Origin of the sequence: Microbacterium sp. SL75, from assembly GCF_026625865.1 — a bacterium.
GTDB lineage: Bacteria > Actinomycetota > Actinomycetes > Actinomycetales > Microbacteriaceae > Microbacterium.
In genome coordinates this window covers 3417332-3436786 of record NZ_CP113067.1, presented here as the reverse complement: position 1 = coordinate 3436786, position 19455 = coordinate 3417332, and the positions used below count along the sequence as shown (strand labels likewise).

Annotated in this window: 15 protein-coding genes and 1 rRNA gene; 14 read left to right on the top strand and 2 right to left on the bottom strand. The window is 68.3% G+C overall.

Annotation, left to right across the window (positions count from 1 at the left end):
- Window positions 1-13 precede the first annotated feature (13 nt).
- From rrf to OVA17_RS16330, 7 genes are all read left to right on the top strand, one after another.
- A 5S ribosomal RNA gene (gene rrf, locus OVA17_RS16360) occupies window positions 14-130 on the top strand.
- Between the two features lie 151 nt (window positions 131-281).
- A complete protein-coding gene (locus OVA17_RS16355) occupies window positions 282-1496 on the top strand; it encodes an MFS transporter (RefSeq protein ID WP_267787480.1) in 1215 nt (404 codons plus the stop codon).
- Between the two features lie 130 nt (window positions 1497-1626).
- Window positions 1627-3900 (top strand): maltose alpha-D-glucosyltransferase, encoded by a 2274-nt coding sequence (gene treS, locus OVA17_RS16350; protein WP_420712443.1) that lies wholly within the window; start codon window positions 1627-1629, stop codon window positions 3898-3900.
- Window positions 3901-3933: 33 nt separating this feature from the next.
- The gene (locus tag OVA17_RS16345) at window positions 3934-4485 is read left to right on the top strand and encodes a GIY-YIG nuclease family protein (protein ID WP_267787478.1); all 552 of its coding nucleotides are present in this window, start codon (window positions 3934-3936) and stop codon (window positions 4483-4485) included.
- Between the two features lie 150 nt (window positions 4486-4635).
- The gene (locus OVA17_RS16340; protein WP_267787477.1) at window positions 4636-5310 is read left to right on the top strand and encodes a hypothetical protein; all 675 of its coding nucleotides are present in this window, start codon (window positions 4636-4638) and stop codon (window positions 5308-5310) included.
- A 90-nt stretch (window positions 5311-5400) separates the two neighbouring features.
- Entirely contained in the window at window positions 5401-7020 is a 1620-nt protein-coding gene (locus OVA17_RS16335; RefSeq protein WP_267787476.1) for a sensor histidine kinase, read from the top strand.
- Window positions 7017-8174, top strand: coding sequence for a diguanylate cyclase domain-containing protein (locus OVA17_RS16330; protein ID WP_267787475.1), 1158 nt, complete (start codon window positions 7017-7019; stop codon window positions 8172-8174). Before OVA17_RS16335 ends, OVA17_RS16330 begins: the two co-directional genes overlap by 4 nt.
- Window positions 8175-8183: 9 nt before the next feature.
- Here the strand turns inward: OVA17_RS16330 and OVA17_RS16325 are convergent, their stop codons facing one another.
- Window positions 8184-8558 (bottom strand): response regulator transcription factor, encoded by a 375-nt coding sequence (locus OVA17_RS16325; RefSeq protein WP_210076674.1) that lies wholly within the window; start codon window positions 8556-8558, stop codon window positions 8184-8186.
- A gap of 112 nt (window positions 8559-8670) precedes the next feature.
- On the opposite strand from OVA17_RS16325, the gene coaE reads away from it, so the two are divergent.
- Together coaE and uvrB are read left to right on the top strand one after the other, a co-directional pair.
- Window positions 8671-9273: a dephospho-CoA kinase gene (gene coaE / locus OVA17_RS16320; RefSeq protein ID WP_267787474.1), complete on the top strand. Its 603-nt coding sequence runs from the start codon at window positions 8671-8673 to the stop codon at window positions 9271-9273.
- Between the two features lie 81 nt (window positions 9274-9354).
- On the top strand, window positions 9355-11424 hold the full coding sequence (uvrB, locus tag OVA17_RS16315; protein ID WP_210076672.1) for an excinuclease ABC subunit UvrB: 2070 nt from the start codon (window positions 9355-9357) through the stop codon (window positions 11422-11424).
- Between the two features lie 185 nt (window positions 11425-11609).
- On the opposite strand, the gene OVA17_RS16310 is transcribed toward uvrB, so the two are convergent.
- Window positions 11610-11852, bottom strand: coding sequence for a hypothetical protein (locus tag OVA17_RS16310; RefSeq protein ID WP_210076670.1), 243 nt, complete (start codon window positions 11850-11852; stop codon window positions 11610-11612).
- Between the two features lie 30 nt (window positions 11853-11882).
- Between OVA17_RS16310 and OVA17_RS16305 the strand changes: the two genes are divergently transcribed.
- From OVA17_RS16305 to whiA, 5 genes are all read left to right on the top strand, one after another.
- On the top strand, window positions 11883-12311 hold the full coding sequence (locus tag OVA17_RS16305; RefSeq protein WP_210076668.1) for a MarR family winged helix-turn-helix transcriptional regulator: 429 nt from the start codon (window positions 11883-11885) through the stop codon (window positions 12309-12311).
- A gap of 104 nt (window positions 12312-12415) precedes the next feature.
- Window positions 12416-15385 carry an excinuclease ABC subunit UvrA gene (uvrA, locus tag OVA17_RS16300; protein ID WP_267787473.1) on the top strand — a complete coding sequence of 990 codons (2970 nt, stop codon included), beginning with the start codon at window positions 12416-12418 and terminating at the stop codon, window positions 15383-15385.
- A 2-nt stretch (window positions 15386-15387) separates the two neighbouring features.
- Window positions 15388-17331 carry an excinuclease ABC subunit UvrC gene (uvrC, locus tag OVA17_RS16295; RefSeq protein ID WP_267787472.1) on the top strand — a complete coding sequence of 648 codons (1944 nt, stop codon included), beginning with the start codon at window positions 15388-15390 and terminating at the stop codon, window positions 17329-17331.
- Between the two features lie 31 nt (window positions 17332-17362).
- Complete coding sequence (rapZ, locus tag OVA17_RS16290) at window positions 17363-18244, top strand: RNase adapter RapZ (RefSeq protein ID WP_267787471.1); 882 nt, start codon at window positions 17363-17365, stop codon at window positions 18242-18244.
- Between the two features lie 39 nt (window positions 18245-18283).
- Window positions 18284-19261, top strand: a complete 978-nt coding sequence (whiA, locus tag OVA17_RS16285) for a DNA-binding protein WhiA (RefSeq protein ID WP_267787470.1) — start codon at window positions 18284-18286, stop codon at window positions 19259-19261.
- The last annotated feature ends 194 nt before the right edge of the window (window positions 19262-19455 follow it).

The window sequence follows — 19455 nt, the reverse complement described above, 5'->3', positions numbered from 1 at the left end:
ACATCAATAGTGTTTCGGCGGCCATAGCGAGAGGGAAACGCCCGGTTACATTCCGAACCCGGAAGCTAAGCCTCTCAGCGCCGATGGTACTGCAGGGGGGACCCTGTGGGAGAGTAGGACACCGCCGGACTTCTTTTCAGTCGAAATGGCCACCCAACGTTGGGTGGCCATTTCGCATTTACGGGCACTTTCGGTGCGGTACCGCGTCGGTGCGTTCTTCCGTAGGGAAGGGCCCACCGACGCATCACCTCACCCACTGCGGGATCGATAGGGTCGATGACGTGAGCGGCTTTTCGGGACACCTGCCCGGGAGCCGCGAGTACCGGCGTCTCCTGATCGGTCTCTTCTTCGGCGGTGTCGCGACGTTCGCGCAGCTCTACGCAACGCAGGCCGTGCTTCCCGCGATCGCCGTCGATGTGGCGTCGGGGCCGGCGGGCGCCGCCTCGACCGTGTCCGCTTCCACTCTCGGGTTGGCTACGGCGGTCATCCCGTGGTCGCTGGTGGCCGACCGGATCGGTCGGGTTCCGGCGATGGCGATCGGTGTCATCGCCGCCACGCTGCTCGGCGCCGTCACACCGTTCGCTCACGATCTCAGCTTGCTGCTGGCGCTGCGGCTGCTGGAAGGCGTGGCACTCGGTGCGGTGCCCGCTGTCGCTCTGGCATATCTGAGCGAAGAGGTCTCGCCGCGTTTCGTGGCGGCTGCCGCCGGTTCCTACATCGCCGGCACCACCGTGGGAGGCCTGTCGGGCCGCGTCGCTTCGGGGTTCGTCGCCGAGTTCGCCGGGTGGCGGTGGGGGGTGGCATCCGTGGTGTTCCTCTGCGCGGTGGCCGCGGCCGTGTTCCTGGCGTTGGTGCCCACGGCACGGGGTTTCGTGCCCGGGCGCGCGCGAACCGTGAGGGGTCCCACGGTGCGGCGCCGCCTCGCGCTCAACCTGCGCTCACCCGTGCAGCTGGCGCTGTACGCCCAGGCGTTCTTGTTGATGGGCGCTTTCGTCGCGGTCTACAACTACCTGGGATTTCACCTCGCCGAGCCGCCTTTCTCTTTGGCGCCGGCCGTGGTGACCCTGTTGTTCCTCGCGTACCTGGCAGGCACGGTGTCGTCTCCTCGTGCAGGGGCCCTCGCCGTGCGGTATGGGCGTCTGCCGGTGCTTCTGGGGAGCATCGGGGTGATGGCGGTCGGCGTCGTCGCGATGTCTATCCCGTCGGTCGCAGCCGTGATCGCGGGGCTTCTCGCGTTCACCGCGGGCTTCTTCGCGGCGCACGCGGTGGCGTCGGGATGGACGCCGGTGGCGGCAGATCCGCAAGCGCGCGCCCAAGCGTCCTCGCTGTACTACATGGGCTACTACGGGGGCTCGAGCCTGTTCGGATGGCTGCTCGGGCTGGTGTTCGCGTCGGCGGGGTGGGTGGTTTTCTCATCACTGGTGCTCGGGATGTGCGTCCTCGCGTTCGGGGTCGCCATGTTGGCTCTGCGCCCGGCTCCTGCTCGCTCTCGATGAGACCTGTCGGCGTATCCATCGATGTTCGGCGGGTCGAGGTCAATGGCCCGGGTCGATGTCGGCGGGAGAGACTAGCGTCGTAGATGACGTGAGGGAGGTCGGAGTGGAAGACGCCGATGAGCGCGCTGCGATGGATGACGAGATGGTCGACGCGGGTCAGGGCGAGGGAGGTCCGGGCGACGCGGAAGACGCGATCGAGAACGGGACGGAGATCAGCTACGACGAGCAGCGCTATCCGGCGCGACCGCGTCGACTCCGCCCGCGTGATCAGTTCCGCGGCGGGACGCTACGCCGTTTCCTGACCGATCCTCGCAATGCGAACGGCGGTAACCCCTCATACGTCGAGTGGCTCGTGCGTCAGTCGATGCTGAAAGACGCCGACGTCCTGAGCCGGCAACTCTCTGGCCAGCCGTCCATGTGGCGGAACCCCTATGCGCGCCCCGACGCCCGTCGCGCGATCGAATCCACCGACGTCTGGTTCACGGCCTATCCGATCTCGCTGATCACACGGCCGGGGGAGTCATTCCTGGAGGCACTCGGAGACGAGGCACTGTGGGAGGCCTTCGAGTGGGTGGGGATCAACGGCATCCACACCGGGCCCGTGAAGCGCGCCGGCGGCATCACGGGATGGCAGGAGACCCCGAGCGTCGACGGTCACTTCGACCGGATCAGCACGCAGATCGACCCCGAGTTCGGCGACGAGAACGCCTTCCGTCGCGTCGCGGATGTCGCGGAGTCCCACGGCGGCAGCGTGATCGATGACATCGTCCCCGGTCACACCGGCAAGGGGGCGGACTTCCGCCTCGCCGAGATGGCCTACAAGGACTATCCCGGGATCTACCACATGGTCGAGATCCCGCGCGAGGATTGGGATCTCCTGCCGGAGGTACCCGCGGGTCGCGACTCCGTGAACCTCGACGCCGACACCGAACGAGAGCTGAGCGCACGCGGCTACATCATCGGTGAGCTGCAGCGCGTCATCTTCTACACCCCCGGCGTCAAAGAGACGAACTGGAGCACCACGGCACCGGTCGTCGGTACCGACGGTCTCGAACGGCGCTGGGTGTACCTGCACTACTTCAAAGAGGGGCAGCCGTCCATCAACTGGCTGGACCCGACGTTCGCGGGGATGCGGCTCGTGATCGGAGACGCGCTGCACTCGCTCGGCGACCTCGGCACGAGTGCGCTTCGCCTCGATGCCAACGGTTTCCTCGGGGTCGAGAAGAGCGCGGAGGGTCTGCCGGCGTGGTCGGAGGGCCATCCGCTCTCCCATGCAGCGAACCACATCATCGCCGGTATGGTGCGCAAGGTGGGCGGTTTCACCTTCCAGGAGCTGAACCTGACGATGGAGGACATCCGCGACACCAGTGCGGTCGGCGCCGACCTCTCGTATGACTTCGTGACGCGGCCCGGGTATCACCACGCTCTCGCCACGGCGAACACCGAATTCCTGCGTCTTGCGCTGACCACGGCCCTCGAGACCGGCGTCGAGCCCGTGCAGCTCGTGCACGGCATGCAGAATCACGACGAGTTGACCTACGAGCTCGTGCACTGGGCGACGACGCACCGCGACACCGTCTACCCCTTCCGCCACGAGGAGCACACCGGCGGCGAGATCGCCGAGATGGTGCGCGCCGAGCTGACCGAGAAGCTCACGGTCGAGGCCGACTACAATCTCGTCTTCACGCAGAACGGGATCGCGTGCACCTCGGCATCCCTCATCGCCGCCACGCAGGGAAAGGCGACCCTCGACGACATCTCCGACGAGGACATCCCGGCGATCCGCGACGCGCACCTGCTGCTGGCGAAGTACAACTCGTGGCAGCCGGGCGTCTTCGCGTTGTCCGGGTGGGATCTCACCGGTTCGCTCACGCTTCCCGCCGACGATGTGCGGCACCTGATCTCGACGGGCGACACCCGTTGGATCGAGCGCGGAGCGCACGACCTGCTCGATGTGGCGCCCGAGGCGTCGTCGTCGATGTCGGGCGTGCCGCGCGCGCGTTCGCTGTACGGCTCGCTCGGACGGCAGCAGGAGGACCCGGAGTCCTTCCTGTCAGGGCTGAAGGAGATCCTGCGGATCCGCGGCGACCACGGCATCGCCATCGCCTCGCAGGTCGACATTCCACAGGTCGGTCACCCCAGCATGCTCGTGATGGTGCACCGTCTCGACGGGGGCGATCGGCGAGACCAGGCGGCCCCCCTGCAGATCACGGTGCTGAACTTCTCGGGCGAGACGATCGAGGGCACCGTACGCTCCGAGTGGCTCGTTCCCCAGAGCACGGCGATCGACGCGGCGACGGGTGAAGCCGTCGGCCGCGTGGACGAGCTGCAGAGCTTCTCGCTCGAGCTCGGTCCCTACGCCGGCCTTTTCCTCGTGCTGGAGCCTCCGGTCATCGAGGACTGAAGCGATGTCGGGGGTCGGGCATAGCGTGAGCGCATGTCCACCCCTGACTGCCTCGTGCCGGAGTGTCACGAGCCGTCCGATCCTCTTGCGCCGGTGACCCTGTGCGTGTGGCACCTGGCCGTCAGCGCGGACTGGGCGGCTTCGACCGAGGGGGTGACCGATGTTCTGCCGTCGCCCTGTCGGCTCTGCGGCTCGCGCCTGGGCGTGCGATGGCCGAGCGGGTGGCTGTGCGCGGTGTGCGAGTGGCGGCACGGGGAAACCGTCGACGACGAACTCCCACCCCCACGAGTGGACGTGGTCTACTACCTGAGGTTCGAGGACCGCATCAAGATCGGCACCACCGCGAGCCCCCGTCAACGGCTCTCGGCGATCTGGCACGACGAGCTTCTCGCTCTCGAGCCGGGGGACCGTTCGCTGGAGCGCCGCCGCCATGCCCTCTTCGCTGAGGAGCGCTTCGGCAGGACCGAGTGGTTCCGCCGGAGCCCGGCACTCGATGCGCACGTGACCGGGCTGGCCGCGGGCGTCGACGACCCATGGGCCCTCTACGCCCGCTGGACGAGCGCGGCGATCGCACGGAGCGGATGAGGGGTCCGGGGGTTCGGACTCTCTCGATGGTGCCGTCTCGGCTGCCGCTCCGGACAGCTCACCGGAACGCCGTGCATGCAGCGCGCAAGACCCAGGAGCTTCTGAGCGCCGGGCTTTAGGGTTCGGGGACACGACTCGAGAGGCGACACCATGGGACTGTTCGACCGACTGTTCGGCTCCGGCGACGAAACGTCGCGGCGCACCCCCGAGGTTCCGACGCCGCACGTTCCGGTGAGCGGATCCCGCGAGGCGGGCGGCCGGTACGCACCTCCGCCGGCGCAGGCTGCGGCGCCGGGGCCCCCGGCATCCGGATCCGAAGACGACCGTCAGGCCATCGAGCGCTACCGGTACCTCTTGCGCACGGCTCCGCCCGAGACCGTCGAGCAGGTGCACGCCGAGGCCTTCGGCCGCTTGACCCAGGGGCAGCGTCAGCAGGTTCTCGCCGAGTTGTCGTCGGGGCTGGCTCCCGCGGAGCGTCCCGCGAGTGACGACCCGGCCACTCTGGCCCGTGCGGCCACGCGAGCGGAGTACTCGCAGCCCGGCTTCATGGAGCGCACTTTCGGGGGACGGGGGTTCTCGAACGGCCCGGGATTCGGCTCCATGCTCGGGGCGTCGATGCTCGGAACCATCGGCGGATACGTCGTCGGCTCGGCTCTCGTCGGGGCGATGTTCGATCCGGGGTACGACGCGGGCTACGCCGACGGTGCGGCGGCGGATGCGCAGCCCGACCCCGCGATGTCCGATCCCGGAGGCGCCGACCCGGGGGCGATCGACGCCGGCGGAGGCGATCTCGGTGGGGATTTCGGGGGCGATTTCGGCTTCTGACCCCGTGGGTCGGGGCGTGAACACTCGCTGAACGGCGTGCCGCGGTGCTCTGACGGTGCCCGACGTGAGCGAAACGCTATCGTCGAGGCCATGGCGCCCCCGACCTCGAGCGAGCGCTACGGTCTGCGCCGCAGCATCATGGCGAGTCAGACGTTGCTCGCTGCGGCGACCCTCCTGGGTGTGGTCGTGTCGATCGCGGTCGGGCAGGTCGTCCACGCGTCGCTGTTCTTCGCGGGCACCGCCCTCGTCTTCGCGGGGGCGATCGCGGCCGTCCTGGTTCCGTGGCAGGGGATGCCGAGGTGGGTGGTCGGGCTGCTCCCCATCGTCGACGTCGTGGCGATCGCTGCGATGCGCGAGAGCGCTCCGATGTCGGGTCTCGGCCTGCTGTGGACCTTCCCCGCGATCTGGATCGGGACGGTGTTCGGCCTTCGCGGGATCATCGCCGTCTCGCTGACGGTTTCGGTCGTCATGGTCCATCAGCTCGTGACGGATGACCTGCAGCGGTTCTCGTCGTCGACGTTGGTCCTGCCGTTCACGGTCACGGCGCTCGCATCGATGGCCGCCCTCACCGCGCGCCGCGGTCGCGCTCAACGCGTCCTGCTCGAGAAGCAATCGGCTGAGCTACGTCGCGCTCTCGATCGCGCCCGGCGCCAGGAAGACCTGGTGACCGAAGTCCTGGATGCCGTCGACTTCGGCGTGACGCGCATCACTCCCTCGGGGGAGTTCTCGGTCACCAACACCGCCCACGGGCTCCTGCTGAACAGCACCGACGCCTTCGGACGCGAGATCGCCGTGTTCGCCGCCGACGGCTCCACGGCGATCGCCCCCGATGCCGCGCCGCTGGCGCGCGCGCGATCGGGCGAGGCCTTCGAGGCGGAGGTGGTCTGGTACGGCTCACCCGGTGAGGACCGCCGTGCCCTCAGCGTCACCTCGCGACGTCTGCCCGAGAGCGATAGCGGGGAGGTCGGTGGGGTGGTGGTGTCTCGTGACGTCACCGTGGAGGAGCAGGCGCGCCGCGCCCGCGAGGACCTCGTGGCGAGTGTCTCGCACGAGTTGCGCACGCCGCTGACCTCGATCATCGGTTACCTCGAGCTCGCTCTCGACGACGAGACCCTCGACCTCGGCACGCGTGACCGATTGGAGGTCGCTGAGCGCAACGCCTCGCGGTTGCTCGAGCTCGTCGCAGACATCCTCGCGGTGTCGTCCACCTCACGCGAGGGCTTCGGCGTCGAACTCGACCTCCGCCCCACCGACGTCTCCGCCATCGTCCGCTCGGCGATCGAGTCGATCGCTCCGCGGGCACATGACCGAGGCATCCGGATCGAGACGGGCACGCTCCCGCCCGCGCAGGCTCTGGTGGACGGACGTCGCGTTCGCCAGGTCATCGACAATCTGATGTCGAATGCCGTCAAGTACAACCCGCGCGGGGGTTCGGTCCTCGTGTCGGTCGACGACGATCCGCACTCGGTGACGGTGACGATCTCCGACGACGGGCCGGGGATCAGCGCGAGCGAGCAGGGGCGCTTGTTCGAGCGCTTCTTCCGGGGCGATGCCGTACGCAAATCCTCGACCCATGGCAGCGGCCTGGGGCTGGCCATCAGCCGTGACCTCGTCCGCGCCCATGGGGGCGAGATCACCGTGAATACGGCGGCGGGTGAAGGTGCGACCTTCATCGTCCGGCTACCCCGCCAACCGAGGGAGACCCCGTGAACTTCGACGTCCTCACCCTGCAGGCGGCGGCGACGCTGGTCATCGTCGCCTCGACGGTGATGTACCTGCTCGACACGCTCATGCTCAAGGACGGGCTGCCCGGGCGTCTGTGGGCGAGCGCCTACCTGTCCGGCACGTTCTCGGCGACGTGCTACCTGGCGTGGCTGCTCCTGCCCGACGTGTACTTCGCGGTCGCGGTGGGCAACGGCGCGTTCGTCGCGGCGACGGGTTTCATCTGGCTGGGCTGCGTCGCCTTCAACGGGCGACCTGTGCGCCGCCCGGCGCTCTTTCTCAGCGCGACGGTGATCGTCGTGGTCGTCTCGGCTCTCGTCGCGGGTCCCGAAGGCGGCTCGTGGGCGGGGGCAGTGCCCTTCTTCCTGGGCAATGCCGTGTTCGCGGCCACCGGAGCGATCGAGACGCGACGCGCGGCCATCGGCCGGCGATGGAGTTCCTCGGGCCTGACCGCGGTGCTCGCGATCGAAACGGTGTGGTTCCTCGCGCGTGTCGTGGTGTTCCTGTGGCTCGGACCCGACAGCGATCTGTTCCGCAACGTCTTCGATACGCGCGTCTCGGCGTTCCTCACGATCTCGCTTCTGATCGCGGCGGTCGTGGTGACTTCGGTGCTCCGGGCGAATGAGTCGGCCCTTCGCGGAACGGCGGAGACACGACGACTCGCGGTCGATACCAACGGCGTGCTGTTCCGCGAATCCTTCGAGGCCACTCTCGCCATCATCTGCACTCGCGCACAGGCCGCCGGCGAGGGAGTGTGTGTGATCGGCATCCGCATCGACGATCTCAAGCGCGTCGCGGTGGCCTTCGGCCCCGACGACGCCGAACGCCTGGCTCTCGAGGTGCGCGCCGCAGTGCGGCGGCATGCGCCGACGATGGCGTTGGTGGGGGAGACGGATGCCGCCGGCCTCGCGGTCGCGTTCACGACGACGCCGACGACAGATGTCCGTCGCGCCGCTCGCGTCTTGCACGAACGGGTGGTCGCGGATCTCGCGCGACTGGGCGCGGCCGTCGTACCGGCGGTGGGCGTCGGAGTGGCATTGGCCGCAGATCACGGCTACCGTGCGCAAGCCCTCACGAGCCGCGCCGACGAGGCCGCCGCCCGTGCCGCGGCGACGGGGGAGCAGGCGTTCGGTCTCGCGTGAGAGCGGGACTCAGCCCCGTGCCGACTGGGCGAGCTCGGCGACTCGCTGACGGAGTTCGCGGGGACGGAACGGCTTGGTGAGGTAATCGTCGGCACCGGCCTCGCGCCCCGCCCGCTGTTCGTCCTCGTCCGCTCTCGCGCTCACCATGAGGATGCGGGTGTCGCTAAAGGTACGGATGCGGCGAGCGGTCTCGAAGCCGTCTATGCCCGGCATGCTCACGTCGAGCGTCGTCACGATCGGGTCGTGTCGGCGGACGAGTTCGATACCGTCGAGGCCCGTGGCTGCCGCGTGGACGACGTATCCGGCGCTCTCGAGCACCGCCGTCACGAGGAGGCGGATGTCGAGGTCGTCCTCTATCACCACCGTGGTGTGCAATGCGGTCATGGCGGAGCTTTCGTCGGGCCGATTCGGGCGAGCGGCCTGGGGGGATTTTAGACGACGGGGCGGCGGCACGCCTCCCCGGTGGAAGGACGTGCGGATGTGGCATCCTCGTCGAGTGCCTCTTCTCGCGTTGACGGGTGGGATCGCCTCCGGCAAGTCCACCATCGCCGCCCTTCTCGCCGACCGTGGAGCCGTCGTCGTCGACGCGGACGCCATCGTGCGGGAAGTGCAGGCTCCCGGATCCGCCGTGCTCGAGGAGATCGCGGGGGAGTTCGGTGCGGGGGTGCTGCGCCCGGACGGCTCGCTCGATCGGCCCGCGCTCGGGTCTCTCGTGTTCGGGCACCCCGATCGGCTCGCGCGTTTGAACGCTCTGGTGCACCCGGCGGTGCGGATCGAGTCGGAGCGCCGGTTCGCCGAAGCCCGCGCCGCCGACCCGGCCGCAGTGATCGTGTACGACGTGCCGCTGCTCGCCGAGGCCCGCGGCGCCGACTCCTGGGACCTCGTCGTGGTGGCGCACTGCCCCGCGGAGCTTCGCGTGCGACGTCTCGTCGAGAGTCGCGGCCTCACCGAGGCCGAGGCGCGTGCCCGCATCGGCTCGCAGGCGAGTGAGGAGGATCGGCTCGCGCTGGCCGACGTCGTCATCGACACGTCGATAGACCTGGATGCCACCCGTCGGCAGGTCGACGAGCTCTGGGAACGGTGGAACCGAGGGGCCTGACCCGGCGTACAGAGGCCGAGCGCTCGCGCACGGCGAACGCAACCCGCCCCCGATGTCGGAGGCCCCGCCTACGCTGGAAGCATGCAGGCCACGCGCTCCGTCCGCCCCTTCGAGGTCATCAGCGAGTACACCCCCTCCGGTGATCAGCCACAGGCGATCGCCGAGCTCGCGGGGCGCATCAACGCGGGTGAGACCGACGTCGTGCTGCTGGGTGCGACCGGTACCGGAAAATCGGCGACGACAGCTTGGCTCGTCGAACAGGTGCAACGGCCGACGCTGGTGCTGGCGCACAACAAGACGCTCGCGGCGCAACTGGCGAACGAGTTCCGCGAACTCATGCCGAACAATGCCGTCGAGTACTTCGTCTCGTACTACGACTACTACCAGCCCGAGGCGTACGTCCCGCAGACGGACACCTTCATCGAGAAGGACAGCTCGATCAACGCGGAGGTCGAGCGCCTGCGCCATTCGACGACGAACTCGTTGCTCTCGCGCCGAGATGTCGTGGTGGTCTCGACGGTCTCGTGCATCTACGGCCTCGGTGCGCCCGAGGAGTACCTGCGCGCCATGGTCGCCCTGCAAGTGGGCGAGCGCTACGACCGTGACGCCCTCATCCGCAAGTTCATCTCGATGCAGTACAACCGCAACGACGTCGATTTCTCGCGCGGCAACTTCCGCGTGCGCGGTGACACGATCGAGATCATCCCGGTGTACGAGGAGTACGCGATCCGCATCGAGATGTTCGGCGACGAGATCGAGGCGTTGTACCTCCTGCACCCGCTGACCGGAGATGTGATCGAGAAGATGGACTCCGTGCCGATCTTCCCCGCGTCTCACTACGTCGCGGGAACCGAGACGGTGCAACGCGCGATCGGCACGATCGAGCACGAACTCGAGGAGCGCCTCAAAGAGTTCGAGTCGCAGGGCAAGCTCCTCGAGGCGCAGCGTCTGAGGATGCGCACGACCTTCGACCTCGAGATGCTCCAGCAGCTCGGGTTCTGCTCGGGTATCGAGAACTACTCGCGGCACATGGACGGTCGCATGCCGGGGGATCCGCCGCACACGCTCCTCGACTTCTTCCCCGATGATTTCCTGCTCGTCATCGACGAGTCGCACGTGACCGTGCCGCAGATCGGTGCGATGTACGAGGGCGACGCATCCCGTAAGCGCACCCTGGTGGAGCATGGATTCCGCCTCCCGAGCGCGATGGACAACCGCCCACTCCGCTGGGACGAGTTCAAGGAGCGCGTCGGTCAGACGGTGTACCTGTCGGCGACGCCCGGCCGCTACGAGATGGGCATAGCCGACGGGGTGGTGGAGCAGATCATCCGCCCGACCGGTCTCGTCGATCCCGAGATCATCGTGAAGCCCTCGAAGGGGCAGATCGACGACTTGCTCGAAGAGATCCGTCTGCGTGTGGAGCGCGATGAGCGCGTACTGGTGACGACGCTCACGAAGAAGATGGCCGAGGAGCTCACCGACTTCCTCGGAGAGCACGGGGTGCGCGTGCGCTACCTGCACTCCGACGTCGATACGCTCCGCCGCGTCGAGCTGTTGACCGAGTTGCGCGCCGGTGTCTACGACGTCCTCGTGGGCATCAATCTCCTTCGTGAGGGTCTCGACCTTCCCGAGGTGTCGCTGGTAGCGATCCTCGACGCCGACAAAGAGGGCTTCCTCCGCAGCGGCACGTCGCTCATCCAGACGATCGGTCGCGCGGCCCGAAACGTCTCGGGTCAGGTGCACATGTACGCCGACAAGATGACCGACTCGATGAGCAAGGCGATCGAAGAGACCGAGCGCCGTCGCGAGAAGCAGATCGCCTACAACACCGAGCACGGGATCGACCCGCAGCCGCTGCGGAAGAAGATCGCCGACATCACCGAGGTGCTCAACCGAGAGGCGTCCGACACCAAGAACCTGCTGTCGCGCAACGACAAGTCCGGGAAGGGGAAATCGCCGACCCCGTCCTTACGGCGCACCGGCATCGCGGCGGAGGGCGCGGATCAGCTCGAGTCCACGATCGCGGATCTGACCCAGCAGATGCTCGCGGCCGCAGCCGAGCTGAAGTTCGAGCTCGCCGGACGACTACGTGACGAGGTTCAGGACATGAAGAAAGAGCTGCGCGCCATGGAGCGCGCCGGTCACGCCTGAGCCCGCGGGTTCTGACACGCGGAACTCGTCGTGCGCCGGCGCGTCACGCTCGTCACTCTGGGCGTCGGCGGCGTCGAGCGCGCGATCGCCCTCCGTGCGCGTTCGGATGGAATGCTCATGCGGCTTCGGTCGCCGGGGAGGTGGCGTCCTCGTCGGCGGCGAATGGTGGGTGCGCCGTCAGTGCGTCACGGGCAGTGCAGCAACGGCTTCGGCCCCGAGCGGTCGACGGAATGCTCCGTCATCGCGTGCCCGCACAGCGGACAGGGGCGTCCCGTCCGGACGGGCTCCGGAGTGGTTTCGTAGGGGCCGACGGACGCGGGACCGGCGACGCGAATGAGACGCGTGTTGAGGTACTGGTACCAACCGCCGGCCTCGCGGACACGCTCGCGCAGGGGCGGACGGTCGGCATCCTTTTGTGTCATGATCATTAGTGTACTAACTAATTGGGAGGAGGGCGCGTGAACGACCCGCTCAAGCTCGAGAACCAGGTCTGTTTCGCCCTGGTGACGGCGGCGCGCAACGTCGTGTCGATCTACCGACCCGTGCTGGAGCCGCTCGGTCTGACGCACCCGCAGTACCTGGTGATGCTGGCGCTGTGGGATCAGGCGCCTCGCTCGCTCGGCGCCCTGGCCGCGGAACTCGCGATGGAGCCTGCCACCCTGTCGCCGCTGGTCAAGCGCCTCGAGGCGCAGGGGAGGGTCGCTCGCGCGCGCCGCAGCGACGACGAGCGCGTGCTCGACATCGACCTCACCGACGAAGGTCGAGCGCTGCGGGCTGCAGCCCTCGAGGTACCGGGCAAGATCATGGCGCGGGTCGGCGTCGACGCGGACGCTCTCGCAGCGCTTCGCGACGGGCTCGCTCCTTTCGCCGGGCCGTCGAAGGGCTGAGCCGCACGGCGGGCCTGCGGCGCGACGCGTGCCGCACTCTCGCACATCCGTGCGCCCGGGGCGAACCCGGGGCCGATGTCGGAGGTCCGACCTAGACTTAACAGGTGCCCATCGTTCCTGTCGTCTCTCCCTCGCCGTCCGCGAATTCCGGTACCAGTGGAAAGCTGAGTGTCCGGGGTGCACGCGTCCACAACCTGAAGAACGTCGACCTCGACATCCCGCGTGATTCGCTCGTCGTCTTCACCGGTCTGTCGGGCTCGGGAAAGTCGAGCCTCGCCTTCGACACCATCTTCGCGGAGGGCCAGCGCCGCTATGTGGAGTCGCTCAGCGCGTACGCGCGACAGTTCCTCGGGCAGGTCGACCGTCCCGACGTCGACTTCATCGAGGGGCTGAGTCCCGCGGTCTCCATCGACCAGAAGTCGACCAACCGCAACCCCCGCTCGACGGTCGGCACGATCACCGAGATCCACGACTACATGCGTCTGCTCTGGGCGCGCGTCGGCGTGCCCCACTGCCCCGACTGCGGAGCGCGCATCCAGCGGCAGACGGTCCAGCAGATCGCCGACCAGCTCATGGAGCTTCCCGAGCGCACGCGCTACCAGATCGTCGCCCCCGTGGTCACTCAGAAGAAGGGGGAGTTCGTCGACCTCTTCAAGGAGCTCAGCGCGAAGGGCTACGCCCGTGCGGTGGTCGATGGCGAGCTGGTGCAGCTGGCCGAGCCCCCGACGCTGAAGAAGAGCTACAAGCACGACATCGCGGTCGTCGTCGACCGACTCGTGGCATCCGGAGACAACCTCAGCCGCGTGACCGACTCCGTCGAGACGGCGATGGGGCTCGCCGGCGGCATCATGCAGGTCAATTACGTCGACGAAGAGGGCGATGACGCCTGGCAGTCGTTTTCCGAGAAGCTGGCGTGCCCCAACGGGCACCCGCTGCAGCTCACCGAGATCGAACCGCGCACGTTCTCGTTCAACGCGCCCTTCGGTGCGTGCCCCGTCTGCTCCGGCCTCGGAACGCGCATGTCGGTCGACGTCGACCTCATGCTGGGCGACGAGGAGCTCTCCATCCGCGACGGCGCGATCCTGCCGTGGACGACCCAGGGCAAGGGGCTCTTCCAGTACTACGAGCGGCTTCTCGAGGGGCTCGCGCGCGATCTGGAGTTCTCGCTCGACACGCCGTGGAAGGACCTCTCGCACGACGTGCAGCAGGCGGTGCTCCGCGGTGAGAACTACAAGGTCACGGTCAAGTGGAAGAACCGCTACGGCCGCGAGATGCGGTACTCGTCGGGCTTCGAGGGCGTCGTGCCCTACATCGAGCGTCAGTACCTGCAGGCCGAGTCCGACACCCAGCGCCAGCGCTGGTCGGAGTACCTCCGCGAGGTGCCTTGCGCGGTGTGCGACGGCGATCGGCTCAAGCCCGAGGTTCTCGCGGTGCTCGTCGACGGCACCTCGATCGCGGCGGCCTCGCGCATGAGCCTCGCCGATGCGCGGGAGTTCTTCTCGCAGCTGACGCTGACCGACCGCGAGGCCACGATCGCCGCGGCGGTGTTGCGTGAGATCCGCGCGCGACTCGACTTCCTGCTGCAGGTGGGCCTGAACTACCTGAGCCTCGGCCGCGCGGCCGGCACGCTCTCGGGCGGAGAAGCGCAGCGCATTCGCCTCGCCACACAGATCGGGTCGGGGCTGACCGGCGTGCTCTACGTGCTCGATGAGCCCTCGATCGGTCTGCATCAGCGCGACAACCGCCGCCTCATCCAGACGCTCGAGACTCTGCGCGACCTCGGCAACACGCTCATCGTGGTCGAGCACGACGAAGAGACCATCCACGCGGCCGACTGGGTCGTCGACATCGGGCCCCGCGCCGGCGTCGACGGCGGCAATGTCGTGCACTCCGGTCCGCTCTCCGGCCTGCTGACCGACGAGAACTCCCTGACGGGTGCCTACCTCTCCGGCCGCCGATCGATCGAGGCGCCGAAGAAGCGCCGCAAGATCGACAAGAAGCGTCAGGTCACGGTGGTCGGCGCGCGCGAGAACAACCTGCAGAACGTCACGGCCGACTTCCCCCTGGGGGTGCTGACGGCGGTGACCGGCGTGAGCGGTTCGGGCAAGTCGACGCTGGTGAACGGCATCCTGTACGAAGTCCTCGCCTCGAAGCTGAACGGTGCGCGTCGCGTTCCGGGCAAGCACACGCGCGTGACCGGTCTCGACAACCTCGACAAGGTCGTGCACGTCGATCAGGCGCCGATCGGGCGCACCCCGCGCTCGAACCCGGCGACCTACACCGGGGTCTTCGACCGCATCCGCAGCCTGTTCGCCGAGACGCCCGAGGCGAAGGTGCGCGGCTACCAGGCCGGGCGCTTCAGCTTCAACGTCAAGGGCGGGCGCTGCGAGGCGTGTTCGGGCGACGGCACGCTCAAGATCGAGATGAACTTCCTCCCCGACGTCTACGTCGACTGCGAGGTATGCCACGGCAAGCGGTACAACCGCGACACCCTCTCGGTGCACTACAAGGGGAAGAACATCGCCGAGGTCCTCGAGATGCCGATCTCCGAGGCGGCGGAGTTCTTCGAGCCCATCCAGGCGATCCACCGCTATCTCAAGACCCTCGTCGACGTGGGTCTCGGATACGTCCGTCTGGGGCAGTCGGCGACCACGCTGTCGGGCGGTGAGGCGCAGCGCGTCAAGCTCGCGACCGAGCTGCAGCGTCGGAGCAACGGCCGGTCGATCTACGTGCTCGACGAGCCCACCACGGGTCTGCACTTCGAGGACGTCTCGCTGCTGCTCAAGGTCTTGAACGGCCTCGTCGACAAGGGCAACACCGTCATCGTGATCGAACACAACCTCGACGTCATCAAGAGCTCGGACTGGGTCATCGACCTCGGCCCCGAGGGAGGCGCCGGCGGAGGCACGATCGTTGCCACGGGAACTCCCGAGCAGGTCGCGAAGGTCGAGGGCAGCCACACCGGCTCGTTCCTGGCAGAGCTCCTCGAGACCGGCCGTACCGGCACGCAGCGCAACACCGCCGCGGTCGACAGCGGCGACGCCGAGCGAGAGCTCGTGAGCGCGGCGGGCTGAGCGTGGCCCCGAGAGAACGGGTCTCGCACCTGTCGTACCGCCCGAAAGCCGGTGAGATCCCCACCAACCCGGGGGTCTACCGGTTCCGGGATGCCGAGGGGCGCGTGCTGTACGTCGGCAAGGCGAAAAACCTGCGCGCGCGACTATCGAACTACTTCGCTCCCTTGCATTCGCTCCACGAGCGCACGCGTCGCATGGTGACCACGGCGGCGAGCGTCGAGTGGACGGTGGTCCCGAGCGATATCGACTCCTTGCAGCTGGAGTTCATGTGGATCAAGGAGTTCGATCCGCCCTTCAACGTCCGCTATCGCGACGACAAGTCCTACCCGTTCATGGCGATCACCCTCGCCGACGAGGCCCCGCGCGTCATCGTCACGCGCAACCACAAGATCCGCGGGGCGAAGTACTTCGGTCCGTATCCGAAGGTGTGGGCCGTGCACGACACGATCGACCTGATGATCAAGGTCTTCCCGATCCGCACGTGCAGCGACTCCTCGTACAAGAAAGCCATGGCATCCGGTCGCCCCTGTTTCCCGGGGCAGATCGGTCGTTGCGGCGGCCCGTGCTCGATGAAGGTGACGATCGAAGAGCACCGCGCCGTCGTCGACGACTTCATCGCGTTCATGTCCGGCGGCGATCAGCGTTTCACGCGCGAGCTCACCGCCCGCATGAAAGAGGCCTCGGCCGCGATGGACTACGAATCCGCCGCGCACTACCGCGATCGCCTCCAGGCCATCGACGCGGTGCTCGGAAAGAGCGCGCTCGTCCTCGCATCGGATACGGATGCCGATCTCTTCGGCATCGCGGAAGACGAACTCGCCGCGACCGTGCAGCACTTCGTCGTCCGCGGCGGACGCGTGCGCGGCGTGCGCGCGACGACCATCGAGAAGGAGATCGACATCTCCGGAGCCGATCTCGTCGACCAGGTGCTCCAGCGAACGTACGGAGACGCCGACGCCGGCGACATCCCGCGCCAGGTGCTCGTTCCCGAGCTCCCCGACGACGCCGAGCAGCTCGAGGACTGGCTGCGCGAGCGACGCGGCCGACCGGTGACCCTGCAGATCGCCCAACGCGGTCGCAAGGCCGATCTGCTCAAGACGGCGACCCTGAACGCGCAACAGGCGCTGATGCTCCACAAGACCCGCCGCACCAGCGATTACGTCGCCCGGTCGCAGGCTCTCACCGATATCCAGGAAGCGCTCGGCCTGACCGAGGCTCCGCTGCGCATCGAATGCTTCGACATCTCCCACCTCTCGGGCACCAACGTCGTGGCATCCATGGTCGTCTTCGAAGACGGTCTCCCACGCAAGGACCAGTACCGCTCCTTCGGCGTCGCCGAGACGACGGACGACACCGACTCGATGTACCAGGTGCTCAGCCGGCGCCTCGCGTACCTCGACCGCCCCGACGAGATCGAACCCGAAACGATCGACGGCGCGATCGTGGCCGCCCCTGACTCCGAAGAGGCCACGGCCGACGGCGAGGTCGTGACCGCGCGAAAGCGTCCGCGTTTCGCCTACCGGCCCCAGCTGCTCGTGGTCGACGGCGGTCAGCCGCAGGTCGCCGCCGCAGCGCGTGCCCTCGCCGATGCGGGGCACGAGGAGATCGCGTTGTGCGGCATCGCCAAGCGTCTGGAGGAGGTCTGGCTGCCGGGGGAGGAGTACCCGGTCATCCTGCCTCGCACCTCGGAGGCGTTGTACCTGCTGCAGCGCCTGCGCGACGAGGCCCACCGGTTCGCGATCGTGCATCAGCGCAAGCGCCGGAAACGAGACATCACGAGCGTGCTCGCGGAGGTGCCGGGTCTCGGCGACACCCGCATCAAGGCGCTTCTGCGGCACTTCGGTTCGGTCTCGGCGCTCAAGAACGCCACCGCGGAGGAGATCACGGCGCTGCCGGGCATCGGCCCGACCCTGGCCGCGGCCATCCACGCGCATCTTGCTGGGTAGGCTGGGACCACACGACGGGAGGCGATCGCCCATGGAACCGGCACGCAACGACGAGCCAGGAGAGGTGCTGATCGTCACCGGCATGTCGGGTGCCGGGCGATCCACGGTCGCCAACGCCCTCGAAGACCTCGACTGGTACGTGGTCGACAACCTCCCGCCGCGCATGCTGCGCCCTTTGCTCGAGCTCACCGAGCTCGCCGGCGGAGCCGTTCCGCGGGTGGCAGTGGTGGTGGATGTGCGCGGCCGGTCGCTCTTCGGCGACCTGCCCGAGGCGATGCGGACCCTGCAGGCGAACCGTCAGGTGCGGGTGGTGTTCCTGGATGCCAGTGACGCGGCGCTCGTGAGGCGGTTCGAAGCCGTGCGCCGACCGCACCCTCTGCAGCATGACGGCACGATCCTCGATGGGATCCATCGCGAGCGCGAGCGACTGGCCCCCGTGCGCGAGGCGGCCGACGTCGTGATCGACACCTCGGCGTTGAACGTGCACCAACTGTCCCTGCGGACGGTGTCGCTCTTCGGCGACGAGGGAGCAGCGCGGCACACCGTCACGCTCATGAGCTTCGGCTTCAAGTACGGTCTGCCGCCCGACGTCGATCTCGTGGCCGACATGCGGTTCCTGCCGAATCCGTTCTGGAACGACGACCTGAGAGCCCTCACCGGCGAAGACCCCCGCGTGAGGGAATACGTGCTGGCTCAAGAGGGCGCATCGGAGTTCCTCGACGCCTACGCGGCGGCGCTGCGCCCCGTTATGGAGGGGTATCAGCGCGAGAACAAGCGGCATTCCGTCGTGGCGGTGGGCTGCACGGGCGGTAAACACCGTTCGGTGGTGATGGCCCGTGAGTTGGCTGCACGTCTGTCCGATGTGCCCGGGGTGGCCGTCCGCGTGGCTCACCGCGACCTCGGTCGCGAGTAGGCTGTACCGTCGTCCCCGCCGCCCCACCCGAGGAGAACCGTGCCGCTGACCGCCGACGTGAAGGCCGAACTCATCACCGTTCGCGACCCGCGCCCGACCGCGCGCGTCGCCGAGCTGACGGCCCTCCTGCGCTTCTCCGGTGGCTTGCACTCCATCGCCAACCGCGTCGCGGTGGAGGCCGAGCTCGACTCCGACATCCTCGCGCGTCGCGTGGCCCGCGACCTCATGGAGCTCTACGGCGTGCGCCCCGAGCTGCACCACGTGCAGGGCTCGGGAGGACGCGCGGGCGGCCTCTACGCCGTGCGTGTGATCGAGGCCGGTGAGACCCTGGCCCGTCAGACCGGTCTCCTCGACCAGCGTCGTCGCCCGGTGCGCGGGCTGCCGAACAAGCTCACCACCGGCTCGCGACCCGATCTCAGCGCCATCTGGCGCGGGGCCTTCCTCGCGGCGGGTTCCCTCAGCGACCCGGGCCGATCAGCGGCCCTCGAGATCTCGTGCCCCTCGTCCGAGGCGGCCATGGCCCTCGTGGGCGCGGGCCACCGCATCGGCATCCCCGCCAAGGCCCGCGAGGTTCGAGGTGTCCCGCGCGTCGTCGTGCGCGACGGCGAAGCGATCCGCGGAGCCCTCTACGAGATGGGCGCTCGTCGCACCGCAGGGGAGTGGGATCAGATGCGTCAGCGCCGCGAGGTGCGCGCGGGCGTCAACCGCCTCGTGAACTTCGACGACGCCAATCTCCGCCGCTCGGCGCAGGCTGCCGTCGCCGCGTGCGCCCGTGTGGAGCGCGCGCTCGAGATCCTCGGCGACGAGGTGCCGGCTCATCTGCAGCAGGCGGGTGAGCTGCGTCTCGCCCACCGGGACGCGAGCCTCGACGAGCTCGGCCACCACGCCGATCCGCCCCTCACCAAGGACGCCGTCGCCGGCCGCATCCGCCGCCTTCTCGCGATGGCTGACAAGAAGGCCGAGGTCGAGGGCATTCCCGGCACCGAAGCCGCTGTGCCGGTCGGCGCCGAGGGCTGAGCCCGCAGAGCGCTGTCGCAGGCGACCGGTTCCTTCGCGTCGGCCGCGATGCGCGGGTCGCCGGCATCCCGAACAGCGTCGTCCGACGCGCCCGGGCGCCTATCTTCCGTCATTCGGGGAAGCAACCCCGGTGCGCCGTGGTTACCCCTCAGTAGGATGAAATCGTCACCCTCGCTGCTCGGTTCCTCGGCACG

Excerpts from the sequence above, each read along its gene's own strand:
- OVA17_RS16345 (WP_267787478.1), top strand. The coding sequence starts at position 3,934 with ATGTCCACCCCTGACTGCCTCGTGCCGGAGTGTCACGAGCCGTCCGAT.
- OVA17_RS16340 (WP_267787477.1), top strand. The coding sequence starts at position 4,636 with ATGGGACTGTTCGACCGACTGTTCGGCTCCGGCGACGAAACGTCGCGG.
- OVA17_RS16325 (WP_210076674.1), bottom strand. The coding sequence starts at position 8,558 with ATGACCGCATTGCACACCACGGTGGTGATAGAGGACGACCTCGACATC.
- OVA17_RS16310 (WP_210076670.1), bottom strand. The coding sequence starts at position 11,852 with ATGATCATGACACAAAAGGATGCCGACCGTCCGCCCCTGCGCGAGCGT.
- uvrB (WP_210076672.1), top strand. The coding sequence starts at position 9,355 with ATGCAGGCCACGCGCTCCGTCCGCCCCTTCGAGGTCATCAGCGAGTAC.
- treS (WP_420712443.1), top strand. The coding sequence starts at position 1,627 with ATGGATGACGAGATGGTCGACGCGGGTCAGGGCGAGGGAGGTCCGGGC.
- rapZ (WP_267787471.1), top strand. The coding sequence starts at position 17,363 with ATGGAACCGGCACGCAACGACGAGCCAGGAGAGGTGCTGATCGTCACC.
- OVA17_RS16335 (WP_267787476.1), top strand. The coding sequence starts at position 5,401 with ATGGCGCCCCCGACCTCGAGCGAGCGCTACGGTCTGCGCCGCAGCATC.